Annotated in this window: 25 protein-coding genes; 13 read left to right on the top strand and 12 right to left on the bottom strand. The window is 34.7% G+C overall.

Annotated features, from left to right (window positions below):
* Nucleotides 1-30 precede the first annotated feature (30 nt).
* The 3 genes from MQX03_RS18905 to murI all read left to right on the top strand — a co-directional run bounded on the left by MQX03_RS18905 (nt 31) and on the right by murI (nt 3054).
* Nucleotides 31-981 carry a PorP/SprF family type IX secretion system membrane protein gene (locus MQX03_RS18905; protein WP_129536078.1) on the top strand — a complete coding sequence of 317 codons (951 nt, stop codon included), beginning with the start codon at nt 31-33 and terminating at the stop codon, nt 979-981.
* 52 nt (nt 982-1033) lie between these two features.
* Nucleotides 1034-2158: a radical SAM family heme chaperone HemW gene (gene hemW, locus MQX03_RS18910; protein WP_242804983.1), complete on the top strand. Its 1125-nt coding sequence runs from the start codon at nt 1034-1036 to the stop codon at nt 2156-2158.
* A 65-nt stretch (nt 2159-2223) separates the two neighbouring features.
* On the top strand, nt 2224-3054 hold the full coding sequence (gene murI, locus MQX03_RS18915; RefSeq protein ID WP_242804985.1) for a glutamate racemase: 831 nt from the start codon (nt 2224-2226) through the stop codon (nt 3052-3054).
* Between the two features lie 36 nt (nt 3055-3090).
* Here the strand turns inward: murI and MQX03_RS18920 are convergent, their stop codons facing one another.
* Nucleotides 3091-3690 (bottom strand): nitroreductase family protein, encoded by a 600-nt coding sequence (locus tag MQX03_RS18920; RefSeq protein ID WP_242804987.1) that lies wholly within the window; start codon nt 3688-3690, stop codon nt 3091-3093.
* Between the two features lie 75 nt (nt 3691-3765).
* Between MQX03_RS18920 and MQX03_RS18925 the strand changes: the two genes are divergently transcribed.
* Nucleotides 3766-4113 carry a winged helix-turn-helix transcriptional regulator gene (locus MQX03_RS18925; protein ID WP_242804989.1) on the top strand — a complete coding sequence of 116 codons (348 nt, stop codon included), beginning with the start codon at nt 3766-3768 and terminating at the stop codon, nt 4111-4113.
* On the opposite strand, the gene MQX03_RS18930 is transcribed toward MQX03_RS18925, so the two are convergent.
* The 4 genes from MQX03_RS18930 to MQX03_RS18945 all read right to left on the bottom strand — a co-directional run bounded on the left by MQX03_RS18930 (nt 4110) and on the right by MQX03_RS18945 (nt 7084).
* Nucleotides 4110-4706 (bottom strand): RsmD family RNA methyltransferase, encoded by a 597-nt coding sequence (locus MQX03_RS18930; protein WP_242804992.1) that lies wholly within the window; start codon nt 4704-4706, stop codon nt 4110-4112. The genes MQX03_RS18925 and MQX03_RS18930 overlap by 4 nt on opposite strands.
* A gap of 73 nt (nt 4707-4779) precedes the next feature.
* Nucleotides 4780-5496: a DUF3822 family protein gene (locus MQX03_RS18935; RefSeq protein ID WP_242804994.1), complete on the bottom strand. Its 717-nt coding sequence runs from the start codon at nt 5494-5496 to the stop codon at nt 4780-4782.
* Between the two features lie 18 nt (nt 5497-5514).
* A complete protein-coding gene (locus tag MQX03_RS18940) occupies nt 5515-6009 on the bottom strand; it encodes a Smr/MutS family protein (protein ID WP_129536083.1) in 495 nt (164 codons plus the stop codon).
* Between the two features lie 577 nt (nt 6010-6586).
* The gene (locus MQX03_RS18945) at nt 6587-7084 is read right to left on the bottom strand and encodes a metallophosphoesterase family protein (protein ID WP_242804995.1); all 498 of its coding nucleotides are present in this window, start codon (nt 7082-7084) and stop codon (nt 6587-6589) included.
* Nucleotides 7085-7159: 75 nt separating this feature from the next.
* On the opposite strand from MQX03_RS18945, the gene MQX03_RS18950 reads away from it, so the two are divergent.
* Nucleotides 7160-8701, top strand: a complete 1542-nt coding sequence (locus MQX03_RS18950) for a serine hydrolase (protein ID WP_242804997.1) — start codon at nt 7160-7162, stop codon at nt 8699-8701.
* A 47-nt stretch (nt 8702-8748) separates the two neighbouring features.
* On the opposite strand, the gene MQX03_RS18955 is transcribed toward MQX03_RS18950, so the two are convergent.
* The gene (locus tag MQX03_RS18955) at nt 8749-9618 is read right to left on the bottom strand and encodes an archaemetzincin (protein ID WP_242804999.1); all 870 of its coding nucleotides are present in this window, start codon (nt 9616-9618) and stop codon (nt 8749-8751) included.
* An 11-nt stretch (nt 9619-9629) separates the two neighbouring features.
* Nucleotides 9630-10106 (bottom strand): SixA phosphatase family protein, encoded by a 477-nt coding sequence (locus tag MQX03_RS18960; RefSeq protein WP_242805002.1) that lies wholly within the window; start codon nt 10104-10106, stop codon nt 9630-9632.
* Nucleotides 10107-10220: 114 nt separating this feature from the next.
* Between MQX03_RS18960 and ruvX the strand changes: the two genes are divergently transcribed.
* The 6 genes from ruvX (at nt 10221) to MQX03_RS18990 (ending at nt 14896) form a co-directional block, all read left to right on the top strand.
* Nucleotides 10221-10637: a Holliday junction resolvase RuvX gene (gene ruvX / locus MQX03_RS18965; protein WP_242805004.1), complete on the top strand. Its 417-nt coding sequence runs from the start codon at nt 10221-10223 to the stop codon at nt 10635-10637.
* Nucleotides 10634-11206, top strand: a complete 573-nt coding sequence (gene def / locus MQX03_RS18970; protein ID WP_129536089.1) for a peptide deformylase — start codon at nt 10634-10636, stop codon at nt 11204-11206. Before ruvX ends, def begins: the two co-directional genes overlap by 4 nt.
* An 80-nt stretch (nt 11207-11286) precedes the next feature.
* On the top strand, nt 11287-11850 hold the full coding sequence (locus tag MQX03_RS18975) for a DUF5606 family protein (RefSeq protein ID WP_242805006.1): 564 nt from the start codon (nt 11287-11289) through the stop codon (nt 11848-11850).
* Between the two features lie 321 nt (nt 11851-12171).
* Complete coding sequence (gene mazG / locus MQX03_RS18980; protein WP_242805009.1) at nt 12172-12939, top strand: nucleoside triphosphate pyrophosphohydrolase; 768 nt, start codon at nt 12172-12174, stop codon at nt 12937-12939.
* A complete protein-coding gene (locus MQX03_RS18985) occupies nt 12940-14019 on the top strand; it encodes an FUSC family protein (RefSeq protein ID WP_242805011.1) in 1080 nt (359 codons plus the stop codon).
* A 4-nt stretch (nt 14020-14023) separates the two neighbouring features.
* A complete protein-coding gene (locus tag MQX03_RS18990) occupies nt 14024-14896 on the top strand; it encodes a hypothetical protein (RefSeq protein ID WP_242805014.1) in 873 nt (290 codons plus the stop codon).
* Between the two features lie 145 nt (nt 14897-15041).
* On the opposite strand, the gene MQX03_RS18995 is transcribed toward MQX03_RS18990, so the two are convergent.
* The gene (locus tag MQX03_RS18995; protein WP_242805016.1) at nt 15042-18755 is read right to left on the bottom strand and encodes a metallophosphoesterase; all 3714 of its coding nucleotides are present in this window, start codon (nt 18753-18755) and stop codon (nt 15042-15044) included.
* Nucleotides 18756-18781: 26 nt separating this feature from the next.
* On the opposite strand from MQX03_RS18995, the gene MQX03_RS19000 reads away from it, so the two are divergent.
* The gene (locus MQX03_RS19000) at nt 18782-19963 is read left to right on the top strand and encodes a Pycsar system effector family protein (protein ID WP_129536097.1); all 1182 of its coding nucleotides are present in this window, start codon (nt 18782-18784) and stop codon (nt 19961-19963) included.
* A 77-nt stretch (nt 19964-20040) separates the two neighbouring features.
* Here MQX03_RS19000 and MQX03_RS19005 read toward each other — a convergent pair whose 3' ends face one another.
* Nucleotides 20041-22344, bottom strand: a complete 2304-nt coding sequence (locus MQX03_RS19005) for a GAF domain-containing protein (RefSeq protein ID WP_242805018.1) — start codon at nt 22342-22344, stop codon at nt 20041-20043.
* 116 nt (nt 22345-22460) lie between these two features.
* A complete protein-coding gene (gene lnt, locus MQX03_RS19010) occupies nt 22461-24101 on the bottom strand; it encodes an apolipoprotein N-acyltransferase (protein WP_242805020.1) in 1641 nt (546 codons plus the stop codon).
* Between the two features lie 52 nt (nt 24102-24153).
* Here lnt and MQX03_RS19015 point away from each other — a divergent pair, with 52 nt between their 5' ends.
* Nucleotides 24154-24582 carry a VanZ family protein gene (locus tag MQX03_RS19015; RefSeq protein ID WP_317225095.1) on the top strand — a complete coding sequence of 143 codons (429 nt, stop codon included), beginning with the start codon at nt 24154-24156 and terminating at the stop codon, nt 24580-24582.
* A 130-nt stretch (nt 24583-24712) separates the two neighbouring features.
* Here MQX03_RS19015 and proC read toward each other — a convergent pair whose 3' ends face one another.
* Both proC and murB read right to left on the bottom strand, forming a co-directional pair.
* Nucleotides 24713-25516 (bottom strand): pyrroline-5-carboxylate reductase, encoded by an 804-nt coding sequence (gene proC, locus MQX03_RS19020; protein ID WP_242805021.1) that lies wholly within the window; start codon nt 25514-25516, stop codon nt 24713-24715.
* Between the two features lie 112 nt (nt 25517-25628).
* Nucleotides 25629-26642 (bottom strand): UDP-N-acetylmuramate dehydrogenase, encoded by a 1014-nt coding sequence (gene murB, locus MQX03_RS19025; RefSeq protein WP_242805024.1) that lies wholly within the window; start codon nt 26640-26642, stop codon nt 25629-25631.
* Nucleotides 26643-26665: the final 23 nt, after the last annotated feature.

Here is a 26665-nt window from a genome sequence, read left to right on the forward strand (position 1 = left end):
ATATTTGTTGAATTGAAATCAAGATTTGTTATGAGAAAACTATATGCTATCGTATGTTTAGCTCTTTTGTCTAATGCGTACAAAGCACAAGAATCATTACCATACTATCAGCAATATCTTTTAGATGGTGAGTTCCTGTTCAACCCTGCACAATATGGTAAAACGGACTATGTACAGCTTAATCTAAACTATCAACAACAATTTTCAAAATTTAGCGAGTCGCCAAACGTTCAGTCGGTGGGGATCAACGCTAATATTTTTGATAGAGTGGGAGCGGGTATTTCCGTTTTTAGAGATAGCAACGGTCCTATTTCTGCGGGAGGTATTACAGCAGGAGCTTCTTACTTCATCCCTTTAAGCAGTGATGGTGAAAGAAAAGATCAGTTTTCTTTTGGTACAAGTGTAAACTTTTACAATATGAATTTTGATTATTCTAAAATTAACACAGAAGACGGTTACGATCCATTATTGCAAGGAAACGAAAGTAATATCTTTATGGCATATGCAAACTTCGGTTTAGCGGCTACTTATAAAGGATTATTTGGAGGTATTTCCGTAAACGATATTGCATTAAGCAATGACGAATCTATCGTAAACAACTACGAGCCATCGCCGATCAAATTCTTCTTAAACTTAGGATACGACTGGAAGATCGCAGACAATATTGCAATTACTCCTTCAGCTTTAATCAATTTAAATACGAATTCTACAAGAATGATGGATTTAAACTTGATGGCTACATTCTCAAATGACATCAACGCATTCTCTTTCGGGGTAAGCTACAGAGGTGTGCAAAATAGATTTGATAACCAACAGTTGAGTATTTCACCAGTTGTAAAAGTAAGATTCAACAAATTCATGATTGGAGCTACTTATAACCTTGGAATGTCTGACATCCAGGAGTACGGTGGAAACAGCTTTATGCTTGGTGTAGGTTATAACTTTGATAACTTCATTAATCATAGAGGATTTAGATATTAATCTGATTTAATTTAAATAAATTTGAGCTCTGAATTTTTTCAGAGCTTTTTTTATGATCTACATTCACATTCCTTTCTGCAAACAGAAGTGCAGCTATTGCAATTTTCATTTTTCTACGTCTTTGAATTTTAAAGATGAAATGATTGCTGCAATGAAAAAAGAAATTTTTCTCCGCAAAGATGAGCTTCAAAGTAAAAATCTGCAGTCACTTTACTTTGGTGGCGGAACGCCTTCCATACTTTCTGGAGACGAAATCAAGTCTTTGATTGATGAGGTTTTAAAATATTTTAGTTTTAATGCTGACATTGAAATTACTTTAGAGGCAAATCCGGATGATTTAGACAAAAACTTTTTAAAACAAATTGCAAATTCTCCAATAAATCGACTGTCAATCGGAACACAAAGTTTTTTTGATGAAGATTTAAGGTTAATGAATCGTGCACATAATGCTTCCGATGCCGAAGGTTCTATCAAAAGAGCGCAGGATTTTGGCTTTGAAAACTTAAGTATTGACTTAATTTACGGCTCACCGACTTCTAATTTAGAAATCTGGAAGCAAAATTTAAACAAAACCATTGCGCTTGAAGTTCCCCATATTTCGTCGTACGCACTGACGGTCGAGCCCAAAACCGCTTTAGAAAAATGGATTGCGAACGGAAAAGTTTCAAATCCAAAGGAAGAAGAACAAAACAGAGAGTTTTATTATATGATTGATTTTCTGAAAGATCACGAATTTAAACATTATGAAATCTCCAATTTTGCGAAAAAAGGTTTTCATTCCAAACATAATTCTGCCTATTGGAAGTATAATGAATACTTGGGAATTGGGCCTTCTGCACATTCTTACAACGGATTTGATGCAAGAAGCTGGAATATTGCCAATAATCAACAGTACATTAAAAAATTAGATTCTAATCTTTTGGCTAAAGAGACTGAAATTCTTTCACCGAAAGATCAGTTTAACGAAATGATCATGATCGGATTGAGAACAACCTGGGGCGTTGATCTCGAAAGTTTAAAAAATAAGTTTAAAGAAGATATTTTAGATCAATTTCATAAAGAACTCCAACAGAAAATCGCTGACGGAATTCTAATCAAAGAAAATAATCACCTCAAAATTCCTGAAAAACATTGGTTTATGGCAGACGGGATTGCTTCAGATCTGTTTCAGGTTTAAAAAAATAGAATCTAAAATCTACAATTTAAAATCTTTAAGTATTTTTGCACTAAATTTCACTTCGTTTGAAAACTAAAAAACAAGATTATTCGCATCTTTCGCCTCAACAGCCTATCGGAATTTTTGATAGTGGTGTGGGTGGTTTAACGGTTGCTAAAGAAATCAAAAGACTTCTTCCCAATGAGAATCTTATTTACTTTGGGGATACCAAACATCTTCCTTACGGTGAAAAATCCAAAGAAGCAATTATAGGATATGCTACGAAAATCACCAATTTCTTATTAGAACAAAACTGTAAAGCCATTGTTATTGCCTGCAATACCGCTACAGCAAATGCTTTGAATGAAGTCATGCAAGCCGTTGCCGGAAAAGTTCCTGTGATTGACGTGATCAATCCTGTTGCGGAAAAAGTAGCGTACGAAATTCATAATAATGTGGGGGTAATTGCAACTAAAGCTACTGTAAATTCAGGCCTGTATAAGAAAAGCATCCGCAAGCACAATAAGTTCATAAAAGTGGATGAATTGGCGACGCCGTTGCTGGTTCCTGCAATCGAAGAGGGTTTTAAAAATCATCCGATTACGCATTCTATCATTTACAATTATTTGAGCAATGCGAAGCTTAAAAATATTGAAACGTTAATCTTAGGCTGTACGCATTATCCGTTATTGATTGATGAGATCAAACAATATTATGGAAACCGCGTTCGTGTTATAGATTCTCCGAATATTGTTGCTAACCACCTGAATATTATTTTAGATAAATATCATCTTCTCAATACCAATAATCCAAAGGCAACGTACCAGTTTTACCTTTCGGATATTACCAAAAACTTTGAGAAAATTTCAAAAAAATTCTTCGGAAAGACAATCGATTTAGAATTGAAAGTTTTATAAATAAAGAAAGACTCATTTTTGAGTCTTTCTTGTTTCTTAAAGTTCTACAATTATTTTTTCGGAAACCAATCTTCTCTTGGGAGTGATTGCTGGTTGATTACTGTCGGTTTCAGATTTTTTGCCAATCGCAACTGCAAATATTGATTCATATACATCATTTTGTATTATTTCATCATACTTTTCAGGCATTATTCCTTCCATCGGAGTACAATCAATTTCCATATCGGCACAAGCGGAAAGTAAAACGCCGAGAGAAAGATACACTTGATTTCTCATCCAGAATTTTATTTCTAAATCACCTTTTGGTTTGACCATTGAATTGTAATATGCAATGGCACCTTCAGGAAGATTTTCGTGCATCTGCTTTTCAAAATCTTCTACATTTTTTAATACCTGAAACACAATCAAATCACTGCATTCTATCACTTTTTCTTTATTGTGATAAGAAAATTCAGAAAATTTTTCTTTCGTTTGCTGATCGTTGATAAAAACAAAGTTCCAAGGCTGACTGTTGATGGAAGATGGACTTAAATTTAATATTGCTTTCAGTTCATCAATTTTTTCCTGACTGATTTTTGCTTCAGGATTATACTTTTTTACGGTATATCTTTTTTTCATTTTCTCTAAAAAATTCATACTATCAATTTTATAGTTACAAAACTAATTAAAGTTTAATATATTTGCAATAACGGTTAAAAATGATAGTATAAAATGTTTACAATAGATGATAAAATTTATCCTTGCAGCACCAGTGTAACCATGAAGTTTATCGGTGGTAAGTGGAAAGCGGTTATCCTGTTTCATCTGATTGATGAAGCTAAGAGGTATAATGAATTAAGGAAATTAATTCCTACCATTACAGAACGTACGCTAAGTCTTCAACTAAAGCAGATGGAAGAAGATCAAATTATTGATAGAAAAGTATTTACCGAAAAACCACCTTTAATGGTAGAATACAGCATGACCGAATTTGGCAAAACGCTGATTCCATTGGTGCAGGAAATTGCAAAATGGGGACGGGAAGCGAGCTCAAATTCAAAAAAAATAATCAGGAATTAAATTTCCTGATTATCTGTTTCTTCTAAATCTGTTGTTTCTTCCTCAATAGGCTCAAAAAAGCTGAACGTTATATTTCCGTATTTTCTGCTGTCAACCAAATTGGGATGATCGAGCTTCATTCTGCTTTGATGCTCTACGATGAAAACTCCGTTGGGTTTCAGATATTTATTTTTTAGAACCAAAGAAATCAGTTCCATATACTTTTTCTCTTCGGTCTCGAATGGCGCGTCAGAGAAAACGATTTCGTAAGATTTTTTATTTCTGAATTTCTTCAGCCAATCAAAAACGTCGCCACGTTGCACACTTACATTTAGGCTAAATCCCAATTCTGCAGCTGTAGAATTTAAAAATGAAGTGTGTTTAGGGTTTAATTCAACTGAAGTCACATCTTTGCAACCTCTTGAAGCAAATTCAAAAGTTATCGAGCCGATTCCTGCAAAAAGATCCAACACAGAACTCGCTTGCATATCGTATTTGTTTTCGATGATGCTGAACAAAGCCTCTTTCGCAAAATCGGTGGTCGGTCTTACGTCAAAGTTTTTGGGAGCTGCTATTTTTTTGGCTTTCCACTTGCCGGCAATTATTCTGTACATTTTTTTTAGGTTTTAGGGTGTAGATTATAGGTAAGCAGAGAAGGAATAAATCCCAAAATCTGTATCCTGCAACCTAGTTTAGAATGAAATTCTTGTTTGGAATGTTATCAAAAACTATCTTTATATTCTTTACGAATTTCTGAAGTTCTGAAATGAATGTTTCGTTTTCTGTAGTTTCACCATATACAAAAAAGTTGGTGTCGTTGATTCCGAAACCGATCTTACTTAATGTAAACATCACGAAATAAAGAAAATCTACCTCAGAGTTGACGTCAAGATTATTGTATAAAATTACTTTTTTGTTGGCAATCGCAAAAAATTCACACTGGTTATGGTAAAGATTGATGTGAATTTCTTTATTGTTTTTATTATGAATTGAGTTTAAAAACTTCTCTCCCGAAAAATTAAACTTCACAGGAATCGAAAGATCTTTAATTTTTGTGTAAAAATCTTTAGGAAAAGTATAATAAAACTGTACGTGAAATTTCTTATTTACAGAAAGCATTAATTCTTCGTTTTCCTTATCAACAGGAGCATTGAAAGCAATTAAATCATATCCGGCGTCATGTTCAGAAAAACCTTCCGGCATCAAAGTAAAATGATTGAGCGCTGAGATCACAGACACTTCATCGTATCTTTGTTTCAGCAAAGCTTCCTCGAGTTTGTCAGCAATAAAATTTGCGGGAGATTCTTCATTCACGAGATAAGACTTCTCTTCCAAAACATTTTTGTTCTTGGAAATCTGATAGATCAGCCCGTCTTTGGTAAAAAGTAAAGTAAGTACGTTCATATAACAATTGCTGCAAATTTAGTGAAATTCTACCATTACCGCACCCGATTGATGGTGAAGAATTTCTTTGTTGTAAAAATCCAGACCGGTTTGACTTTCAAGCACGTCCAAAACTAATTTCTGAAGCACGCCGTCTCCGATTCCGTGAACAATTTCCAATCTTTTCAAATGATTTTTTCTGCAGAAATTAATCGTCTGAACGAGTTTTTCCTTCTGCATAAACAATCTCTCGAAACTGTCGTAGTCATTCGGATTTTTAACCAAATTATGAAAATGTAAGTCAAGAACCAAAGGATTTTTATCGTGTTTTTTAGAAGTTACTTTTCTTGGTTCTGCTTTTTGTACCACTTTTATGTTTTCATAAATAGAAGCATTTTTTGGAACCAGTTTTTCCTTAGGATATTGATAGGTAAAACCATATTCATCCTTGAAAACTACGATATTTCCATTCACAGAAGTGATTACTCCGCTCAAATCTTCATCTACCACCGAAACTTTATCGCCTATTTTCATATATTTTTTTCATTGTGAGGAACAACCTGCCCCTGACCCTTCGGGAATGCAATCTTTTGATTTCCCAAATTCATCAATTATTCATTACAATTACTTCATCACTCATTTTTAGGAGCTATTCCCGCTATCCACTCATACTCCTCGCAAGCCAGCTAGTCCTGAGCCTGTCGAAGGGCTTGCTGTGGGGTAACCGTTTCTATCGGGGCTAAAACCACCCCGTCAAAAATTCTTTCAGAATTTTCGCCACCCCTCCAAAGGAGGGGAATTCCCATATTACATCTATTTGTCATTGCGAGGAAAAATGCAGTTTTTTTCTCAACTGAAATCTTTTTTTGAACCATCAAGAACCATTTAAAAAGTTAAGTTTAATTAAGGAAAATCTAAATAGATTCAAAAAAAACATCCTGCTTAAAGCAAAGCTCAACTTAACTATTCTCAATTCCTTAATAAACCTTAATGATTCAAATTTCGGCGATAACTTTCAAACTCTCTCCCAATCACAAGATATTAGCACAAATTTTCACCATTCTTATCAGTGTTATTAGTGAAAATAATTAGTGTTATTTGTATTTTAAAATCAAACCTTTGCACCCAATTCAATCACCTCCAAATCTTTTATTTCCGCACCATCAATTACAAATCGCATCATCGTTCTCATTTTATGCCAACCTTGTTTTCCGCAAGCTCCCGGATTCAAATGTAACAGATTGTTTTTCTGATCATACATCGCCTTCAAAATATGAGAATGCCCTGAAATAAATAACTTTGGTGCTTTTCCTGAAATTTCTTTGTTAGCTAACGGAGTATATTTTCCGGGATAACCGCCGATGTGAATCATCAGAATTTCCACTTTTTCGCATAGAAAACGGTTCACTTCCGGAAATTCAGAACGGATTTTTGCTCCATCAATATTTCCCCAAACACCTTTTAAAGGTTTTATTTTTTCCAATTGCTCAATAATTTCAAAACTTCCAAAGTCACCACAATGCCAAATTTCATCAGCCTGTTTTGCATAATCTAAAATTCTGTCATCAATGTATGAGTGGGAATCGGAGAGGAGGAGGATTTTAGTCATTGCTGATGAGAATTTCTTTAAAAAGCAAATTTACTCAATAATCCCGAATTGATTAACTTTGGAAAAATTAAAAAAATGAAGCAAAAGCTATCTCTATTCTTTGTTCTTGTCTCTTTTATCTCGTTTGCGCAGGTTGAAGAAAAAAAATTGGATGAACTTATTCAAAATACTTTAAAAACTTTCGATGTTCCGGGAATGTCGGTTGGTGTAATCAAAGACGGTAAAATAATTTATTCAAAAGGTTTTGGAGTACGGTCTTTGATGTCTAAGCAGCCAATGGATGACACTACTTTGGTAGGAATTGCTTCCAATTCAAAAGCATTTACATGTACCGCTTTAGCGATTTTGGCAGATGAAGGAAAACTGAACTGGGATGATAAAGTTACAAAATACATTCCTGAATTTCAGATGAACGATGCTTACGTTTCTCAAAATGTAACCATAAAAGATTTAGTTACACACAGAGCTGGTTTAGGTCTTGGACAAGGCGATTTGATGTTTTTTCCTGAAGGTGGAAGCTTAACAGTGAACGACATTGTTCATAACGTAAGATATTTAAAACCTGAAAATCCTTTCAGAACAACTTTAGATTATAATAATGTGATGTTTATCGTTGCAGGAGAAGTGATTCAAAGAGTTTCCGGTTTGACTTGGGCAGAATTTATCGAACAGAGAATTATGAAACCTGTGGGAATGAATTCAAGTTTCGGAAGTTACAACAGAGCGAAATCTGTTGCCAATAAAATAGATGCACACGCTCCAGCTGACGGAAAAGTAATCGCCGTTCCTCACGATTGGAATGAAACAGCAAACGCTGCTGGAGGTATCATGAGCAACATCAAAGACATGACGACCTGGGCCGAATTTCTTTTAAATGGATTTACAACGAAAGAGGGCAAAAAACTAATTTCAGACAAACAGATTCAGCAGCTTTGGAATGTGCAGATTGCGAGTCCGGTTGCGATGAAAAATCCTTATGATACTGGGTTTTACGGTTACGGATTGGGTTGGTTTTTAAGTGATGTTAAAGGTCATAAGCAGGTTCAGCATACAGGTGGATTGATAGGAACAGTGACTCAGTTTACTCTAATTCCGGATATGAAATTAGGAATTGTTGTTTTGACCAATCAACAGTCTGGAGCAGCTTTTAACACGATTACAAATACTTTGAAAGATTCATATTTAGGTGTAGCCGACAGAAATTGGCTGAAAACCTACGGTGAAAGAATGTCAAAAGCTAACGTAGAATACGAAAAGCAAAAGAAAGAAGCTTTCGCAAAGTCAGAAGCCTTTAAAAAAAATAAAAACCTTCAGCCAAAAGCTGAACAGTTTGTAGGGAAATACAATGACGTCTGGTTTGGCGATGTAGAAATTGCTCAGCAAGGAAGTACGTACAGAATTTCTTGTAAAAACTCGCCAAGACTGAAAGGTGAACTACTTCCGTATTCAAACAATTCATTTATTATCAAATGGGATGACAGAAGCTATGATGCTGATGCGTATATTATTTTCAGCTACGATGAAAACGGGAAGGCAGAATCTGCAAAGATGAAAGCGATTTCAGATATCACAGATTTTAGTTTTGATTTTGATGATTTAGATCTGAAAAGAAAATAATTAATTTTGAAATAAAACTAAGGAAAACGGGCTTTTAGTCCGTTTTTTTATTGAATTAAATTTAAATCTTTTTCTGTTCTTGAAAGTTCCGCGTTAAAAGAATTTGCTTCAAAGAATTTCTTTAACTCAAGCAGGCGTTTTTTATCATCATATTTTAAACTTGAATTGAGTTTGTACTGACAAAGCGAACAAGCTCTTGCGAAATGAGCATCTGTTTCACTAAGGCTGTTCGTGCCGTTCATCACGCAGTTTGCGTTCAGACAATGGCTGATTCCAAACATGTGACCGATCTCGTGTGAGCTTATTTTCATTAATCTTTCCAAACTTTGGCTGAAATTAGATTCAGATAAATTTCCATCAGCAAATCTGTATATCGAGGTTACGCCTACACCGCTTTGATATGAAGCCAGTCCGAAAACATAATTCCATTCAGGTTTTGGAAACAAATCTCTTTCTGTAATTCCCATGAAGACAACTGCATCTTTTGGTTTTCTTTTAATTAAAACACTGTCCAGAACATAACCTGCGAGAATTTGCTCTTGTCCATTTTTAGAAATTCTTCGGACGTTTTTCGGGAAGATTTCGTTAGAAATAGTTGGAAGAATTTTTGTTTCCAGCTGAAAATAGATTTTTAAATATTCCTTTGTAAGCTCAATTTGCTTTTCCTGTAAATCATTAAATTCTCCGATAGGCTGCAAATAAATTATATTTTTTTCTGCTTCAGGTTTTATCTTTTTTAATTTTTGAAAATCGTCAAACGTCTGAAATTTTTCTTTGTGATTATATCTCCATTCACTAGAGCGTGGGTGTGATAGTTTTACATCATTTACAGCAATACTTTGAAAATAAGTATTCTCTTTATTTTGACATGAAAAAATAAAAATCAGAATAGAAAAATATAAAAATTTAAATTTCAAAATTAAGATAGCTACAGCTTATTCGGTTCATAAAAGAACAATAGTTTCTTATCAGCACCATCAAAATGCGACCACGAATCGCAGTTAATCTCAAAACCCGCAACACCACATGTTGGAAAATGAAAAATATCTTCCGAAATAGAATTGGCGAAATTTGAAATTCCGTTGTTGTGTGAGAAAAATGCGACCGAATCGACATCATCATTCAAATCATAAATCACCGATTGAAAATTATTTTCAGAAGGATTGTACAATTTTTCGTTCGTAATATAATTGAGCCTGTAGGTTTGATTAAAAATTTTGCAGGTATTCAGTGCTCTCACCGCAGGGCTTGAGACCAAATAATCGATAGCAACATTGCTGTTCTTTAAAAATTTAGACATCTTCAAGGCATCTTGTAACCCTTTGTCTGCCAATGGTCTGTCGAAGTCTTCGGTTTCTTCCGGCCAGTCGCTTTTGGCGTGTCTTACCAAGATGAGTTTCTTCATAGTTCTGAGTTTGGAATATTAAAATTATAAAAAAAAATGTGGAATGTAACATCATTTTATAAAAAAAACTGCGTTATGAATAAAATCATTAAAATTTCTTAAATTTGCAGACTTATGGGACAAATCCTTGCGATAGACTACGGAAAGGCTCGTTGTGGCATTGCGGTGACCGATGATATGAGGATTATTGCCAGTGCACTGCAGACTGTAGAAACAAAGTTTTTGATGGAATTTTTGAAAAAATATTTCAATGAAAACAAAGTAGAAGACATTGTAGTAGGTCTTCCCATAGATTTGCGGGGAAATCTTTCTGAGGTGGAAACGGATATTCTGAAATTTATAGAACTTTTCAGTAAAGAGTTTCCCGATATTCAGGTTCATCGTTTGGATGAAAGATTTACGTCAAAAATGGCTTCGTTTTTTATCTCCCAAAGCGGAAAAAGTAAAAAACAGAGACAGGAGAAAGGATTAATAGATAGAGTAAGCGCAACCATCATATTGCAAAATTTTTTAGAACAAAGAACAAGATGATTTTACCAATTAGAGCCTTTGGAGATCCTGTTTTGAGAAAAGTAGGAAAAGAAATAGATCAAGATTATCCTGGTTTGCAGGAACTCATCGACAATATGTTTGATACGATGAATAGTGCCAATGGCATTGGTCTTGCAGCACCACAGATTGGTTTAGACATCCGTCTGTTTATCGTAGATGTTTCGCCTTTGGCAGGAGATGAAGATTATGAAGATATTGCTGAAGAGTTGAAAGATTTCAAGAAAGTATTCATCAACGCTCAGATTCTTGAAGAATCGGGGGAAGAGTGGAAATTTAATGAAGGCTGTCTTTCGATTCCTGATGTGCGAGAAGATGTCAAAAGAAAAAGTACAATCGTTATAGAATATTATGACGAAAATTTTGTTAAGCATAAAGAAACTTTTTCCGATATTAGAGCCCGCGTAATTCAGCATGAGTACGACCATATTGAAGGGACGTTATTTACCGATCATTTAAGCTCTTTAAAGAAAAAACTGGTAAAAGGTAAATTGGTTAAAATTTCTCAGGGTGATGTATCGATCAGCTACAAAATGAGGTTTCCAAAATAGTAAAATAGAAAATAAGTAAATAAATAATAAACTGCAGTTTGTCTTGAGCAGATTGCTAAAAATTTAAAAAAAATAAGATTATGCTGTTAGAAAAAATAATTTCGATTTCTGGTAAACCAGGTCTTTACAAATTAGTTTCGCAATTGAAAAACGGATTTATTATTGAAGACGTTACAACAAAAAAGAAAGTAAGCATCGGTAACTCAAGCCAGGTGAGCTTGTTAGATAATATCGCAATGTTCACATTCGATAAAGAAGTTCCTTTGTTCGAAGTTTTTGAAAATATTGCTAAAAACTACGAGTACAAAGAAACAATTTCTCACAAATCTACTGAGGATGAGTTGAGAGAATTTATGGGAGCATCACTTCCAAACTATGATACAGAAAGAGTATATTTTTCTGATATCAAAAAATTAGCTCAATGGTATAACATTCTTCACAAAGCAGGATATGTAACTCCAGAAAGCTTCGTGAAAGCTGAGCCTGAAACTACAGAAGGAGAAAGCGCTGAAGGTGATATCACTGCAGATAAAGCAGCTCCGAAAAAAGCAGCTCCAAAAGCTGACAAGCCTGCAACTCCAAAAGTGAAAGCAAGTACAGGAGCAAAAGCAGCTACAAAAAGTACACACAGAAAAATGGGATAATTTAATTTATCTGAATTTATACAAAACCTTATCAGCAATGATGAGGTTTTTTTGTTTTTGGGCTAAAAAATTTGACTTAGGAAAATGGAGCGTTAAGAAAATTAAAAGTTAATCCGTTAAAAAATTCCCACTGTTTGAAGCGCGATATCAATTTTGAACTGAAGAATTGATTTAGAATTCGTGCAAGTTTTGGGAATTTTAGGATTGACTTTTAATTTTTAGCAGAAGTTTTCAATTCTTGAACTTTTGGTTCTTTTGTTTCAAGACAAAAGAACTAATAAAGATTTACCTTAAATTTGCATGAATTTCAACACTCAAATTATGAACACCAGACAGGAAAAACTCGAAGCTTTTGGAAGACTATTGGATATTATGGATGACCTTCGTGAAAAATGTCCGTGGGATCAGAAACAAACGCTTCAGACACTTCGTCATTTAACGTTGGAAGAAACATATGAACTTTCAGATGCGCTTTTGCAGGAAGATTTAATTGAAATTAAAAAAGAACTCGGTGACGTGCTTTTGCATTTGGTTTTTTATGCTAAAATAGGTTCAGAAAAAGAAAGTTTTGACATTGCTGATGTCATCAATTCACTGAATGAAAAACTAATTTTCCGTCATCCTCACATTTACGGTGATGTAGAAGTGAAAGATGAAGAAGAGGTAAAGCAAAATTGGGAAAAGCTGAAACTGAAAGAAGGTAACAAATCGATTTTGGGAGGTGTTCCTAAAGGCTTACCAAGTATGGTGAAAGCGTACAGAATTCAGGATAAAGTAAAAGGGATTGGTTTTGAATTTCATGATGCGGAAGATGCATGGAAAAAGGTAGATGAAGAGATTCAGGAATTTCATGATGAAACCGATTCAGATAAAAAAGAACAGGAACTGGGAGATGTATTTTTTTCATTGATTAATTATGCAAGAATTTCTGGTTTAAATCCAGATTCTGCGTTAGAGAGAACCAATTTGAAGTTCATTTCAAGATTCCAAAAGATGGAAAATTTAGCATTAAAAGAAAATTTAAAATTGGGAGAAATGTCTTTGGAAGAAATGGATGTTCTCTGGGAAAAAGCAAAACGTTTTGAATAAATGAAAACCGATCATTCAGCACAAAACCGATTTCAATATCTGATTGAAATTAAGAAAACTGAAAGAAAATGGCATTTCCCGTTTCTTGCGGCTTTGTGTATCGGTACGCCGCTTTTGCTGGGCTGGTTTTCCGGGAAACCAAATTACGGCAGTCTGTCGAGTTTGGGTGCGTTGACGATCTTGTATTTCACTACAGCACCAATTAGTCAACGAATGATTCATCTGGCGGTCTGCGCTTTCGGAATCATTTTTTCCTTTACCATCAGTCTTTTTTTTAGCTTTAATATTTATATGGCGGCTTTGTCCTTCGGGATTGTTTCTTTTCTGTCACATTTTATTACTTCTTATTTTAAAATTCCGCCACCGGGAAATTTTTTCTTCATTATGCTTGCGGCAATGGCAAGTACTTTTCAGTTTGATTTGGAAATGATTCCTATGAGAGTTGGATTAGTCGCAATGGGAGCCATTTTATCATGTTCGTTGGCTTTTATTTATTCCGTTTTTGTTGAAAAAAGTGAAGTGGTGACTGTTCCCCGAAGAGTTTTTAAAAAGAAAAGGTACAGCAAGTTTGTAGAAAGTACGATTATTGGTTTGATCATGATGCTGACTTTAATCGTGGGTCATCTTTTAAAATTTCAGAATACGTACTGGATTTCTATTTCCACCGTTGCCATTATTCAGGGACGGAATTTCGAGCATGTACGCCAAAGAAATATGCACAGGATTTTCGGAACTTTTATTGGTCTCGGTTTAGCTTCGCTGATTCTACTTTTTGATCCTGAAAAGATTGTAATGATAGGAATTATCGTAGTTTTACAGTTCATTGTAGAATTAATGATTGTGAGAAATTATGGTTTGGCCGTGATCTTTATTACACCACTTACCTTACTTTTAATAGAAGCGGGAAGTCCTATTCATCATGATGTTGAAAATCTCATGGAGGCGAGATTACTCGATACGATTATCGGAAGTTTGATGGGATTGGCAGCCGGTTTTTTTCTACATCATCAGCAAATCATCAATCAACTGGAGAAAAATATTAGGTATTCTTTTTTTCAGTTTAAAAAATTAAAAAAATAAAATTATGCGCATTCTTGTTGTATTCGCTTTCATGTTATTAAGTTGTAATCCGAAAGCTCAGGATTCAATAGCCCAATCACAGGACGATTTGAAAACAGAATTTTCACTTCCCAAAAAACTGAAAGAAGTTTCTGGGATTGCTCTTTCGCAGGATCAGAAAACCATTTGGGCCATCGAAGATGCAGGAAATAAAAATGTAGTGTACGGGCTGAACAGAAAGGGCGAGCAAATCGCTGACGTTTTGGTGGAAAACGCTGAAAACAACGATTGGGAAGATATTACAAAAGATGCAGCAGGAAATATCTACATCGGAGATTTCGGAAATAATGAAAACGACAGACAAAATCTTTCCATTTTAAAATTAGATTTAAAAACTGATTCTCAGAAGTCGACAAAGGTTATTCAGACGACGAAATTTCATTACGAAGGACAGACTGAATTTCCGCCTAAAAAATCAAACTTATTGTACGATTGCGAAGCTTTTGTAGAGAAAGACGGCAGTTTTTACCTGTTCACCAAAAACAGAAGCAAAGGTTTTGACGGAACTTTTCTGGTTTTCCAGATTCCTAATATAGAAGGTGATTTTGAAGCGAAATTGGTTGGTAAATTGAAACTTGAAGGTGGTTACAGTGATGCGGCAATTACTTCAGCAACCATCAATTCAAAAAATCAGATTGCTTTGCTGAATCATAAAAATATCAATGTACTTTCCGGATTTACAGCGAATGATTTTAGTTCAGCCAAAATTCAGAAAATCCCTTTAAATCACAATTCACAAAAAGAAGCGGTCGTTTTTGTTGATGATAAAACCTTGTTGATTGCGGATGAAAAGGATAAGAAAACGGGTGGCAATGTCTATCAGTTTTCTTTAAAATAAATATCCAGTTTGTCATTCTGAAAGAATCTCAACAGCTTGTTTAAAATGTTGTATAGATTCTTTCAGAATGACAAACTTTGTTTTATAATTTTACTTTAGAGTAGTTTTTTTTAGAGAGCTCTAAATAAAAAACGGTTAATGACCGTTAAAAACTCAATCCCACACCCCCAGAAATTCTTCCTCCATCTTCCCCGGTAAAATAATCCACTCTCGCAGAGAACGTTTCCAGAATGTTCATCCAGAAACCTGCACCGGCTCCTTGATGCCATTTGTCGGATTGTTCACCGTCTTTCCAGACTCTTCCTAAATCGTAGCCGACTAAAATTCCCAAGTTCGTAGGAACGATATTGTTTTTTACTCTTCCGAAATTCCAGCGGATTTCAGAATTATTGGCGAAATATGATTTCCCTGCAAACCTTTCATTTCTGTAAGCACGCATTCCGTTGTTTCCGCCGATGGCTGCAGCTTGGTAGAATTCAAAATTATTATTGTTAATAATCATTGCGTTGCTCGAGTTGGCAAATACAAATTTTCCTCGCTTATCAATTCTGTGGAATAGATTTAAAGTTCCGTTGAAGTTGGCGAAGTTTTGATTAAATTCTGATAGATTGGCTTTCCAGCCTGCATTTAAAATCATTTCCAAACCTAAAGTAGGGAAGGCTTTATTGTCTAAATTTTTAAAACTAAACGTATAGTTTGCGCCCGCAAATTGTTGTCCATTAAAAACTTCAGGATTAACATCGGGAGAAACAGCTATGAATCGATCATCATTGAATTGTACTTTAGCATGTTCAAAATTCAACTGGAATTGGTGTTTCAGATTCAGCCAACTTATTTTTGAGATAGAAGGTGCAAATTTAAACTGAGAAATACGCACTCTGTTGTAGTCGCGGTTATCTTCATCAGCATCATTCAAACTTTCATTACCCAAACCGAAAAATGTTCTTGCAAAAAACGGTGTGGTGTAAGTTGCGTCAATTCCTGCGTCCCAGCCTGCGATTGCTTTTTTGAAAATTCCTTTATAACCGACATTAAATCCACCTGTTGCGGTATAATAATTGGCGCTAAAACTATGCTTTTGGGTGAAAGGATCACGAATGAAATTATTAACCGTATAATTAGCAACAATTCCTAGAATCACTCCGTCATCAGGATTGAAATTGGCCATTGGGTATCCTGCAAAGAAATTGTATTTCGGATGCTTCCAGTTGTAGGTGTTGACGTCATAATCATTGCTGATATGTTTAGTTGCGGATTTTGCGTTGTAGGTGTTTTTTTGTGATTTAAAATCATAAATCTTTACCTTGCTTCCGTTTTCTACATTGTAAGTGTCATGATTATAACCACCAATTAATCGGATGTTTATTTTCGATTTTCCTTCTCCTGAAATTTCATAAATATCATCTTCTTCCAAACCGTAGATCCAAAGTTCTTTGGTTTTGGTATCGTCATATTTCTTTTCAAAAACCAGCTCTTCACCTTTGTTTTTGTCTAATTGATATTGTTTTACTTCAACAGAATTTTCTGTCTTAGTAATCACAAATTTATCTTTGTTTACAGTTCCCGTTAAAGGAATTTTTTCCTGCAAAACATCAAAATATCTCGTAGCATAATCTCCCAGTTTGCCTTTTCTCAGCTTCAGTTTTCTCTGAATGTCTATAATGGTTTCATCCTGAACCTCTTTAGGTAAATTATCAAAAGCACGGTCGATATCGGTATCTGATAAATGTTCCTGAATGTATTTTGCCTGACCCGTCCAGTCTTCCTGATTCGCATTTTTCAGGAAAATTAAATCCATAGGATAAGGCTCCATGTTCATCCATCGTACGCTTTTGATATCATCTTTAAACGTTTTCATGTGACGAATTGCAGGAATATTCATCAACAATTTAAAAGCTGCCCCATCATAGTTGCTGAATGCCTGATCTCTGTCACGGGGAATTGGTTTGTAAATTACTTTATCGCCAACTTTGTATTCTGCCCATTTCCATTGATCTTCGTGCCTGTCCCAATCGCCAATCAGCATGTCAAAAATTCTTGCTCTGATGTAAAGATCCTGATCTACTGAATATTTACCATCTTTTCGCATATTTTTCAGAACATCTGAAGTTGAAACGATGTCTAATGCATTATCCAATGACTGCAAAGTTTTCGGATCCGAAGAAAAGCGTTCTTCAATCATGTATAGTTCGTCACCGTAATTTTGATTGTATCGTCTTAAAGATTTTTGTTTTGGAATGTAATATAATTCAGGATTGCTGTGGAAAATACCCAACTTGTCAATCATATTATTAACCGCAAAACCTGTAAACGGATGATTTGTGGTATAAAAATCAAGTAAAAATCTTTCGGGAAATGTATTGTTAAGTTCGCTTCCGAAACTGTTTTTCTTGAAAGCCTGTGCATTCAGAAAACGGACTGCACTTTTCTTGATTCCGCGCATCACAAATTCTTGTCCGTCATTGGTTCTTAAACGTAAGCTGTTTGACTGGTTTCCGCCACCTTCTCTGACAGGAGAATATCCGGGATTCATGTCTGAAAGATTTTTTGTTTTGGCTTCTATCGGAAGTGCGTAGTATTTCCTGTAATGATTTCCCCAAAGCCAAGAGTAGAATTTTCCTGCTTTTGTCTGTCTTTCGGAGTAAATTGTTGACGTTACGGTTGCAGGTAAAGAATCTGGATAATTATTTTGAAATACTTCAGGTTTTTTAATGACTGCAATCTGAGTCAGCTTTTCAAATTTATTGTTTTTAGTCGAAAAATATTCCACATCCGAACTTAAATCTTTTCTGAGATTTAAAACTGCAAATCCGCTTCCGCCATAGGAGAAATCTGTTTTTTGAGCAATTGTCGAAGGATCGGTTTTAGAACCCGCACCGCTGATGATTTGTTTGATATTTTTGTCTTCATGATATTGGAGATTATGGTCATGCCCAGAAACCAAAATCACATTTTCTTTATCCTGAATAATACTTTTGATTCTATTGGCAAACTCTGCATAATGCGCATTGCTAATGTCTTCCATACTCGCTCCGGAAGAACTTCGCAAAACATTAATTAAACTCGCAACTCCGGGAATTGGAAGTTTCCCCTGAAAAGATGATAGATGAGATTTAGCAGAATTAAAACCTGCATGAACTCCCGAGCTGATGACAGGATGGTGCACCGCCACAATGATTCTCTTATCCTGATTTTTTGTAATCAAATCTTTAAACTCGGCATAAAAATCTGCTGTTGTCTTGATGTCGCAGCCTTTATTGATTCCTGGATATTTGTCCCAATTGATAAGAGCCCATTCAGAATCAAGAACAATCAGTTTGATGTCTTTAGTTAAATTAATATCATCAATCGGACAGGAGTTTTTAGGTAAAAAAGCTTTTTTATCATTCAGATAAGATTTTACAAATTCTTCCTGTGCTTTTAAGCCTTCCACCCCGTGATACCAATCGTGATTTCCAGGAATCACCAATGTTTTCCCTTTGAAATTTTTAGTAATTTCTAATTGATTTTCCAGTTTCTGTTTGGCTAGAGGATACCCTTTATCGGTCTCCTTTGGCATTCCCAGCGGATAAATGTTGTCTCCTAGGAAAAGCAGCATTGAGTTTTTATCGGCTGAATCTAATTTATTTTTAATGAAATTTAAAGTATGCTGCGCTTGCGGTTCATCTGCGTTTCCGGCGTCACCAACGAGGAAAATTCTAAAATCATTTTCAGTTTGCAGGTCAGAATTTTGTATTTCATGCACGTTTTTTCCTTTTTGTACGTTATAGGTTGCACACGAAAACAAAAATCCGGAAAGAAGGATAACTCTCGCACTCGCCGAGAATATTTTTCGATCAAATTTAAAGGATAAATTCATACATTTACATTAAGAAAAATTCAGAAATGAGCGTTTTAAACAAAGCCAAAGATTACGTTGAAAACTTATTCAAAGATAAGTTATCTTCTGTATATTTTTATCATAATTTTATACATACCACATACGCTGTCAACAAGGCTGAAGAGATTATCAGTCACTCTGAAGTTTCTGAGTCAGACAGAGAAAAAATCTTACTTGCACTATGGTTTCACGACGTAGGTTTTACCGATTGTAATGCAGAAGGTCATGAGAAAAAAGGAGTGGAAATTGTAACAGAATTTCTGCTTCGTGAGAATGCTTCACGAGAATATATTGATGAAGTTTCAAAACTGATTCTTTCTACCGAAAAATATCATCAGCCTCAAAATTTTCTCGAGCAAATCATGAAAGATGCAGATTTTAGCCATTTTGCGAGTCCGTTTTATAATGATACTGCTGAAGCTTTGCGTAAAGAATGGGAACTGACCGGCGGAATGTGCTTTTCTAATGATGAATGGAACGTGATGAATGTAGATTTTCTGAAAAACAAGCATAAATATTTTACAGATTACGCCAAAGAAAACTGGGAGCCGCTGAAACTGAAAAATGTAAAAAAATTGGAAAAGAAGATTGATAAAATTGAAAAAGAAGAAAAACCTAAGAAAGAAAATTCTGACTCCAAGAAAGATAAAGACCAAAAGTCTGACAGAAGTGTAGACACGCTTTTCAGAGTTACCTTAAATAATCATACAAGATTGAGTGATATTGCAGATAGCAAGGCAAATATTTTGCTTTCGGTAAATGCGATTATCATTTCGGTTTGTTTGTCTGTTTTGGTTCCGAAATTAGATACTCCGAAAAATGCGCATTTGATTATCCCAACTTTTTTCCTGTTGATTTCGAGTGTGATGACGATCATTTTTGCCATTCTTTCTACAAAACCGAATGTGACGAAGACTACTTTTACCAATCAGGATATCGAAGACCGAAAAGTGAATCTTTTATTCTTCGGGAATTTTCATCAGATGAAATTTGATCATTACCTAAGTTCAATGCATGATTTGATCAAAGACAGAGATTATATTTACGATTCTATGGTGAAAGATTTGTATTTCCTTGGGAAAGTTTTAGACAGAAAATATAAATTACTTTCTATCACCTACACCATTTTTATGGCAGGAATTATCTCTTCGGTACTTGCTTTTGCGTATGCTTTTCTTAGTCTGTAATTAAATGAGAATTTTAAATTTGGGTATATTTAAAGCGGAACTTTTCTAGATTGAAAAGAAATAAGCGAAAATATAAATCAAACAAAAGAAACTCTGATTGCCAACAATCCTGTAATTCCCTGAAGATCTTCAACTCTTAAAAATTCAACATCAGCTTTCAGAACATTTTGTTTTTGAAGTCTGTTGATGTATTGAAGATATTCACGTTGATTTTCCATCCCGAAATAAACAATTGTGATTTTTCCTGGACGGGTTAACCTCTCAGTAGAATCTTTAACGTGAGCTTTTTCAAGTCTCTTTTTAATGATTTCAAAATTAGAATTAAAAGCACCATCAACATCAAAACGTTTCTCATCCATTCGGAAACGGATGTCTATTTTTTCATTATAAACAAAGATCAGTGATGCAATATCCAGCGAGATTGGAAGATCTTCTTTGAATAAATGAAATTCATGTTCCATCGTGCAAATTGTTTCCAGCTGCCAATATCTCAATTCGTGAACGACTTTTGTGGAGTAAGGTAATTCCGGAGAGATATTGGGTCCGATGTAGAGATTATGTTCAACCCCATCAGATTTAAATCTTTCAAAATAATGTGGGAAAATTTCCTGCGCAATCACTTGTTTTTGGTCTAAAATATCCGCCAGTTTACGGTTGAGAAGCGTAATGGAATCATCTAAATTTTTTCTATTGGCATAAAACAGATCATTCTGTGTAAAGACCTGACTGAAATAATTTTTGATTTTATCTTTAATATTTTCATCGCTTTTTATCTCAAGCTGACCTTGTAAATAGGGATGAATTTCTTCCCGTAAAATTCTCTGAAAACGTTGCTCTGTATCTGCTTTTATTTCGTTGTTGAGTTCATTTTCAAAAACTTCAAGTGCCAATAAATGTTTTTTGGCGTCTGAAGAATTGAGCATGATCATTACTTCATGAAGTCCGTCTATTTGCAGATTGAGATCTTCCAGCATCAGATTAAATCGTTTGTCTGACGAAGAACGGATGTCTGAAAAACTGAATAATGGGGTAAGATTTTTAAACGAAATCTCCTTTAAAGTATATATTTTTTTAGATAAATAAGCATTGAAATACCGTTCCGCTTCATTTCTGAATTTCCAGATTACGCTGTCGTGAATCGTGGTGTATTCTCGCTGAATGATGGCTTCAATCTGATTATTTCTTTCATAAGTAAATCTGCTCAAAGAGAAAATAATCATGTCTGCTACAAACTCGAGTTTTTTCAGTTTTAAACCATTCAAACTGTTAGCGGTAGGTGAAGTGAACTCCATGATAGCCAGCAGTTCACCATCTTTCATAATCGGAATGACCATGAAGCTGTTGATCTGGTGATCTTTCAAAATATTAAATGAAGGCAGTTTTTTGATTTCTTCATCTATTTTATCAACATCAGAAATGACAACGGGTTTTGAGTTGTACGTGATGTTTTCAAAGGTAGTTTTGCGAACCTCTTCATCAAATGTGTTTAACCAAAAATCTAAGAGATAATTGGTGAACACGCTGTCATAGATTGGTAGTTTTTCGAGCCTTTTATTTTTATTATTAAAAAGCATCAGCCCAAAATTGAGTTCGGCAACATCAAAATAGGATTTGAAAATTTCTTTCAGATTTTCGTCCGGTGAAGGGTTTTCAAGATCAACTTTGATAAGCGTAGATTTCAGATCAGACAAAGCAACTTCTGTGGTGCAGTCGACGAGGGAAATAATGCTGAATCCGTTTAAAATCCAAGATTCTGATGGGAAATGTTTTTTCCAAATATGAATATCATCAAGATTTTCAAGCAACATATCGATGACATCATCCGCAGGAATTTTTGTTCCTTCTGCCGGATAAACGTAGCTGAAGTCTGAGTTAACTGTAATTTTATAATGCTTAATAATCCCGTTTTTATCGGGAATATCATAATAGAAAGGAATGGTGACTCTTATGTCTCTTTTCAGATAGGTCTGCAAAATGAGGCAGCAACAAAATACGTAATATTCATCATCGCTGATGTCTCTGAATTCAATCTCAAAATCTTTTCCGGCATCATTCAGAATATTCTGAAATCTCTCGGTATAATTGAAGGTAAGATTCGTTAAAGGAATTCCGGCGGCTTTAATTTCATTTTTTGTCAAGCCTGTTGGAAAGAGATCTGCCAGCAAAAGTCTTATGAGGTCTTTATGTTTTTCAAACACCGCAAGATCCTGAAAACCATCCCGCAATTCCTTGAAATTCTTGGTTTTTTCAATCAAAGATTCTGCATAATTGGCACGATACTCTAGTCGGTCGTTATATCTGATATGCTCAAGCACATCCAAATATTTTTTGAACGATATAAAAACCTGAAACGGACTTTCTTTCTTGTAAAGATTTGCCAAAATGTGAAAAAATTGTGAAGGTAAAGGTATGAAAAAGGTCTTTCAAAAGGTGAATTCGCAGGAGTGAATTATCAATTAAAATTAATTTATTTCACAGGTTGAGAGTTCAAAAAAATCTAAGCTTTCTTTTTTTCTAATTTCTTCTGGAATTGTTTAATTAAAAAGTAAAACAAAAGAAATCCTAAAGAAAACAATGAAAATCTGCTCAAAAGATCTCCTGCTTTTACATAGAATGTCTCTTTGTCATAAAGATTCACTTTAGCAAATAATGCAGTTTGATCACCATAAAAAGTATCTTCCAGAATTTCACCTTTTGCATTGATATGTGCAGAAATTCCGCTGTTGGCAGATCTTGCAATTTCCCTTCTCGTTTCAATCGCTCTCAGTTTTGCATAAGATAAAAGCTGTTTATGACCTTCTGTAACACCCCACCAGGAGTCGTTGGTGACAATTGCTAAAAAGTTCGCTCCTTTTTTTACATAGTCAGTTACAAATTCACCATAAATGCTTTCATAACAGATAATTGGAGCGATTTTTCCTTTGTTGAAAGGATTTGAAAAAGCTACTCGTTCTTCATCTATTCCGAGCGAAGCGACAGTTCCTCCAAGATCAATCATAGCATCGCCTAAAAGCGGTTTTAAAACATTCATGTATGGGAATATTTCAACACCAGGAACCAGTTTTCCCTTATGATAAACTTCTACTTTTTGATTGGGAATAATCTGTACTGCAGAATTGTAGCTTTCAACCCATAGTTGAGGATTCAGCTGATAGGCTTCTTTAGGTAAATTTTTATCACTTTTATAAAATCGATGCGATGAAATTCCGGTGGTGAAGACCGAACCTGGATGTTTTGCCAGAAAACCTTTCACGTCATTCAGAAGTACGCTTTTTTCAAATGCAGTTTCAGAGATAGAACCTCTTCCAGGTATTGCGGTTTCTGGAGCAATGTAATAATCTATTTTTCCTTTGGTGTTTTGCTCGGCAAGGGCAAGAAGTTCTTTGACGATAGTAACGCTGTCTTTGGAATATTTTTCTGCGTAAGGATCAAGCGCAGGTTGTAGCATCAAAACGTTAACCTGGCCAATCGGTTTTTCATTAAAATTATTAAATTTAACCAAAGAAATAATCATTGGAAGAATAATTAATAAAGCTACAATTGATGAATTTCTTATTAGATCTTTTCTTTTTCGTCCAGCTTCAAAAACTCTTATCGTATAAAATATCAGAACATTAATTAATAAAATCCAGAAGCTACCGCCGGTTGCGCCTAAAGTGTCGTACCATTGAACTAGTTCAGGATAATCTGAAAAAACATTTCCTAAATTCAGCCAAGGCCATGTGAGCTCCCAGTTCATGTGGAATTTTTCAAAACTCATCCAAATCGCCACGAAAAATGCCAATCCCCAATAACTTCCCTGTGCGTTTTTGTACCAATGATAACATTGAAAGACCAAAGAATATAAAAATGAATTGGCTAAAATAGGAATCAGTACTGCCATCATCGAGTGGCTTCCGTCGGGGTTCTTAGAACCGTACAGCCAACCTGTGGTGACAATATTCCAAATGATAAAACATAAGTAAGAAAGTCCGAAAACTACCCAGCTTTTTCTTTTGAAATTGGAAAATTTAGAAACACCATGTTCCATCATCAAAAGCGGAACGAGGGCGAAAAATATAAAAAACGGAATCCCGTATGTAGGCCACGAGATGGACAAAAGCATCGCTGAAATGAGCGTGAGTAAAACGTATTTCATTAAATTATTTTAACACACAAATTTAATGCTTTTGAAATGAATAACTTTGCAAATGATGTTAAAGAAATTTTATAAATTCATCATTTTACCCTACACAATTTTTCTGCTCTATCTGATGTTTTTCGGGATGGGAAGATTTCAGTATGATGAAAATGTGATAAGGATAGAACCACTATTTTCAACATTGAGCTACATTGAAAATACAATTCGTTGGTGGGATATTATTCGTGTTGTTTTAGGGAATGTGGTCATGTTTATTCCTTTTGGGTTTTTGGGATGGGCATTTCCTCAGGTAAAACATTTGAAGAATACTATTATAACGTTTGTTTCTGCTATTGTGATTGTAGAAGCTCTTCAATACTTTTCAAGATTGGGTATTTTTGAGGTAGATGATGTTATCCTCAATACTTTTGGAGTTTATTTGGGCTGGCAGATTAAGAGACTGATTGAAATTAAATTCATGAAATTTGTAGCCGAATAATTCAATACAAAATTTGTCATTCTGTAAGAATCTGGACAGAGTGATTAGATTTAGAATTTTTAAAATCTCGCAGATAATTCAGATTTCGCAGATTTTATTTTAAATTCATCTGCAAATAGCTAAACAAAATTTATCCATTCAATTCTTTAGCCCTCTTTTCTGCATTTAAAATTCCTTTTTGTAAAATCTCTTTGAAATTATTGTCTTCAAATGTCTTCAGGGCAGCTTCGGTGGTTCCGCCTTTAGAAGCTACATCTTTGATGAGTTCCTCCAAGTTTTTTTCGGAATTATTGATTAAATGATAAGCGCCAAGCATGGTTTGCTTTACGAAAAGTTTAGAAAGATTTTCATCAATTCCCATCTGGGTTCCGGCTTTGATCATGGCGTCAACGATATAATAGAAATAAGCGGGTCCACTTCCGGAAAGTGCGGTAACGCCATCTAATAAATCTTCATTTTCAAGATAGACGGATCTTCCGGTGCTGTTTAAAAGTCTTTCAACATTCATTAATTCATTGAAAGTAATTCCTTCTGCGGAGGTGTAGCCTGTGATTCCCATTCCCAAAAGGGTAGGTGAGTTGGGCATTGCTCTTACAACCGATTGATGGTTAAGTAATTTTTGAATTTTCCCGATTTTGATTCCTGCCATGATGGAAAGAATCATTTGCTTTTCATTCAATTTAAATTTAAAATTTTCCGCAACTTGCTGAAAATCTTGTGGTTTTACGGCAATGATAATTAAATCTGCATCTAATTCTTCAACATCATTAAAAATTGAAATTTTCGATTTTGGAAATTCTTCTGATATTTTAGAGATTTTCGATTGATTTCTCGTGATTAGCTGAAGGTTTTCGGGTTTTATCAATTCGTATTTCAGGAAAGATTTAGAAAAAGATAAGCCCATATTTCCGGCTCCAATGATGGCGATTTTCATTTGTGTGTCGTTTTTTTAATGTTGAATTCTTTCGGGTATTTTTGAACACGAAGGCTAATAATCATTAAAAATAGTGATTTCTAACTTTTAAAATGAAATTTAAACCTTCTTTTTAAAGAATATTCACCTCTCTTTCCAATTCAATCCCAAACTTCTCTTTAATAGATTCAATAATCATTGTAGAAAAATCAAAAATTTCTTTTCCGGTTGCGTTTCTTGTTGCGTTGATGATGACTAAAGACTGTAATTTGTGTGAAGCCACATTTCCGATTTGTTTTCCTTTCCAGCCGCATTGTTCGATCAGCCAGCCTGCAGGAACTTTCACAGAATTTCCGTTCGGATATCCTTGAATGTTTTCAAATTTTTGCTTTAATTCTTCAAATTGAGTTAAGGGAATTGTTGGGTTTTTGAAAAAACTTCCTGCATTTCCAATGACTTTCGGGTCGGGTAATTTGCTTTGTCTGATATTGATGACGGCTTTTGAAATATCCTGAATGGTAGGGTTTTCAATACCTAATTTTTGTAATTCAGATTGTATAGCGCCGTATTCTGTTTTAATTAAATGGTTTTCTTTTGTAAGCTTAAAACTTACTTCCAAAATCACATACTTTCCTTTTCCTTCCTGTTTAAAAATAGAATCTCTGTACCCAAATCTGCACTGTTCCGCGTTTAAAGTTTCGACTTCAAGTGTTTCTAAATTTAAAACTTTACATTCTACAAATACATCTTTTATTTCAGTTCCGTATGCACCGATATTTTGCATCGGTGAAGTTCCTACATTCCCCGGAATCAAAGAAAGGTTTTCTAATCCGCCGTAGTTTTTACTTAAACAAAACATCACGAATTCGTGCCAGTTTTCTCCTGCTTGTGCGGTTACTAAAATCTCATTATCGTTGATGATTTCTTCTGAAATTCCTTTTAAATGAAGCTGAATGGCTAATCCTTCAAAATCTTTTGTCAACAAAATATTACTTCCACCTCCAATAAAAAGCAGTGGGAGAGTTTTAGTGTTTGAGAGTTTTAGCGTTTCTTTTAATTCATCAACAGAATTTACTTCTGCAAAATATCTGGCGTTTGCTTCTACACCGAAAGTGTTGTAAGGTTTTAAAGAAAAATTTTCGTGCATTGAAAAGAAGATATTTAGAATTA

The organism is Chryseobacterium aahli (assembly GCF_022699665.1).
In the GTDB taxonomy this organism is placed as follows: domain Bacteria; phylum Bacteroidota; class Bacteroidia; order Flavobacteriales; family Weeksellaceae; genus Chryseobacterium; species Chryseobacterium aahli.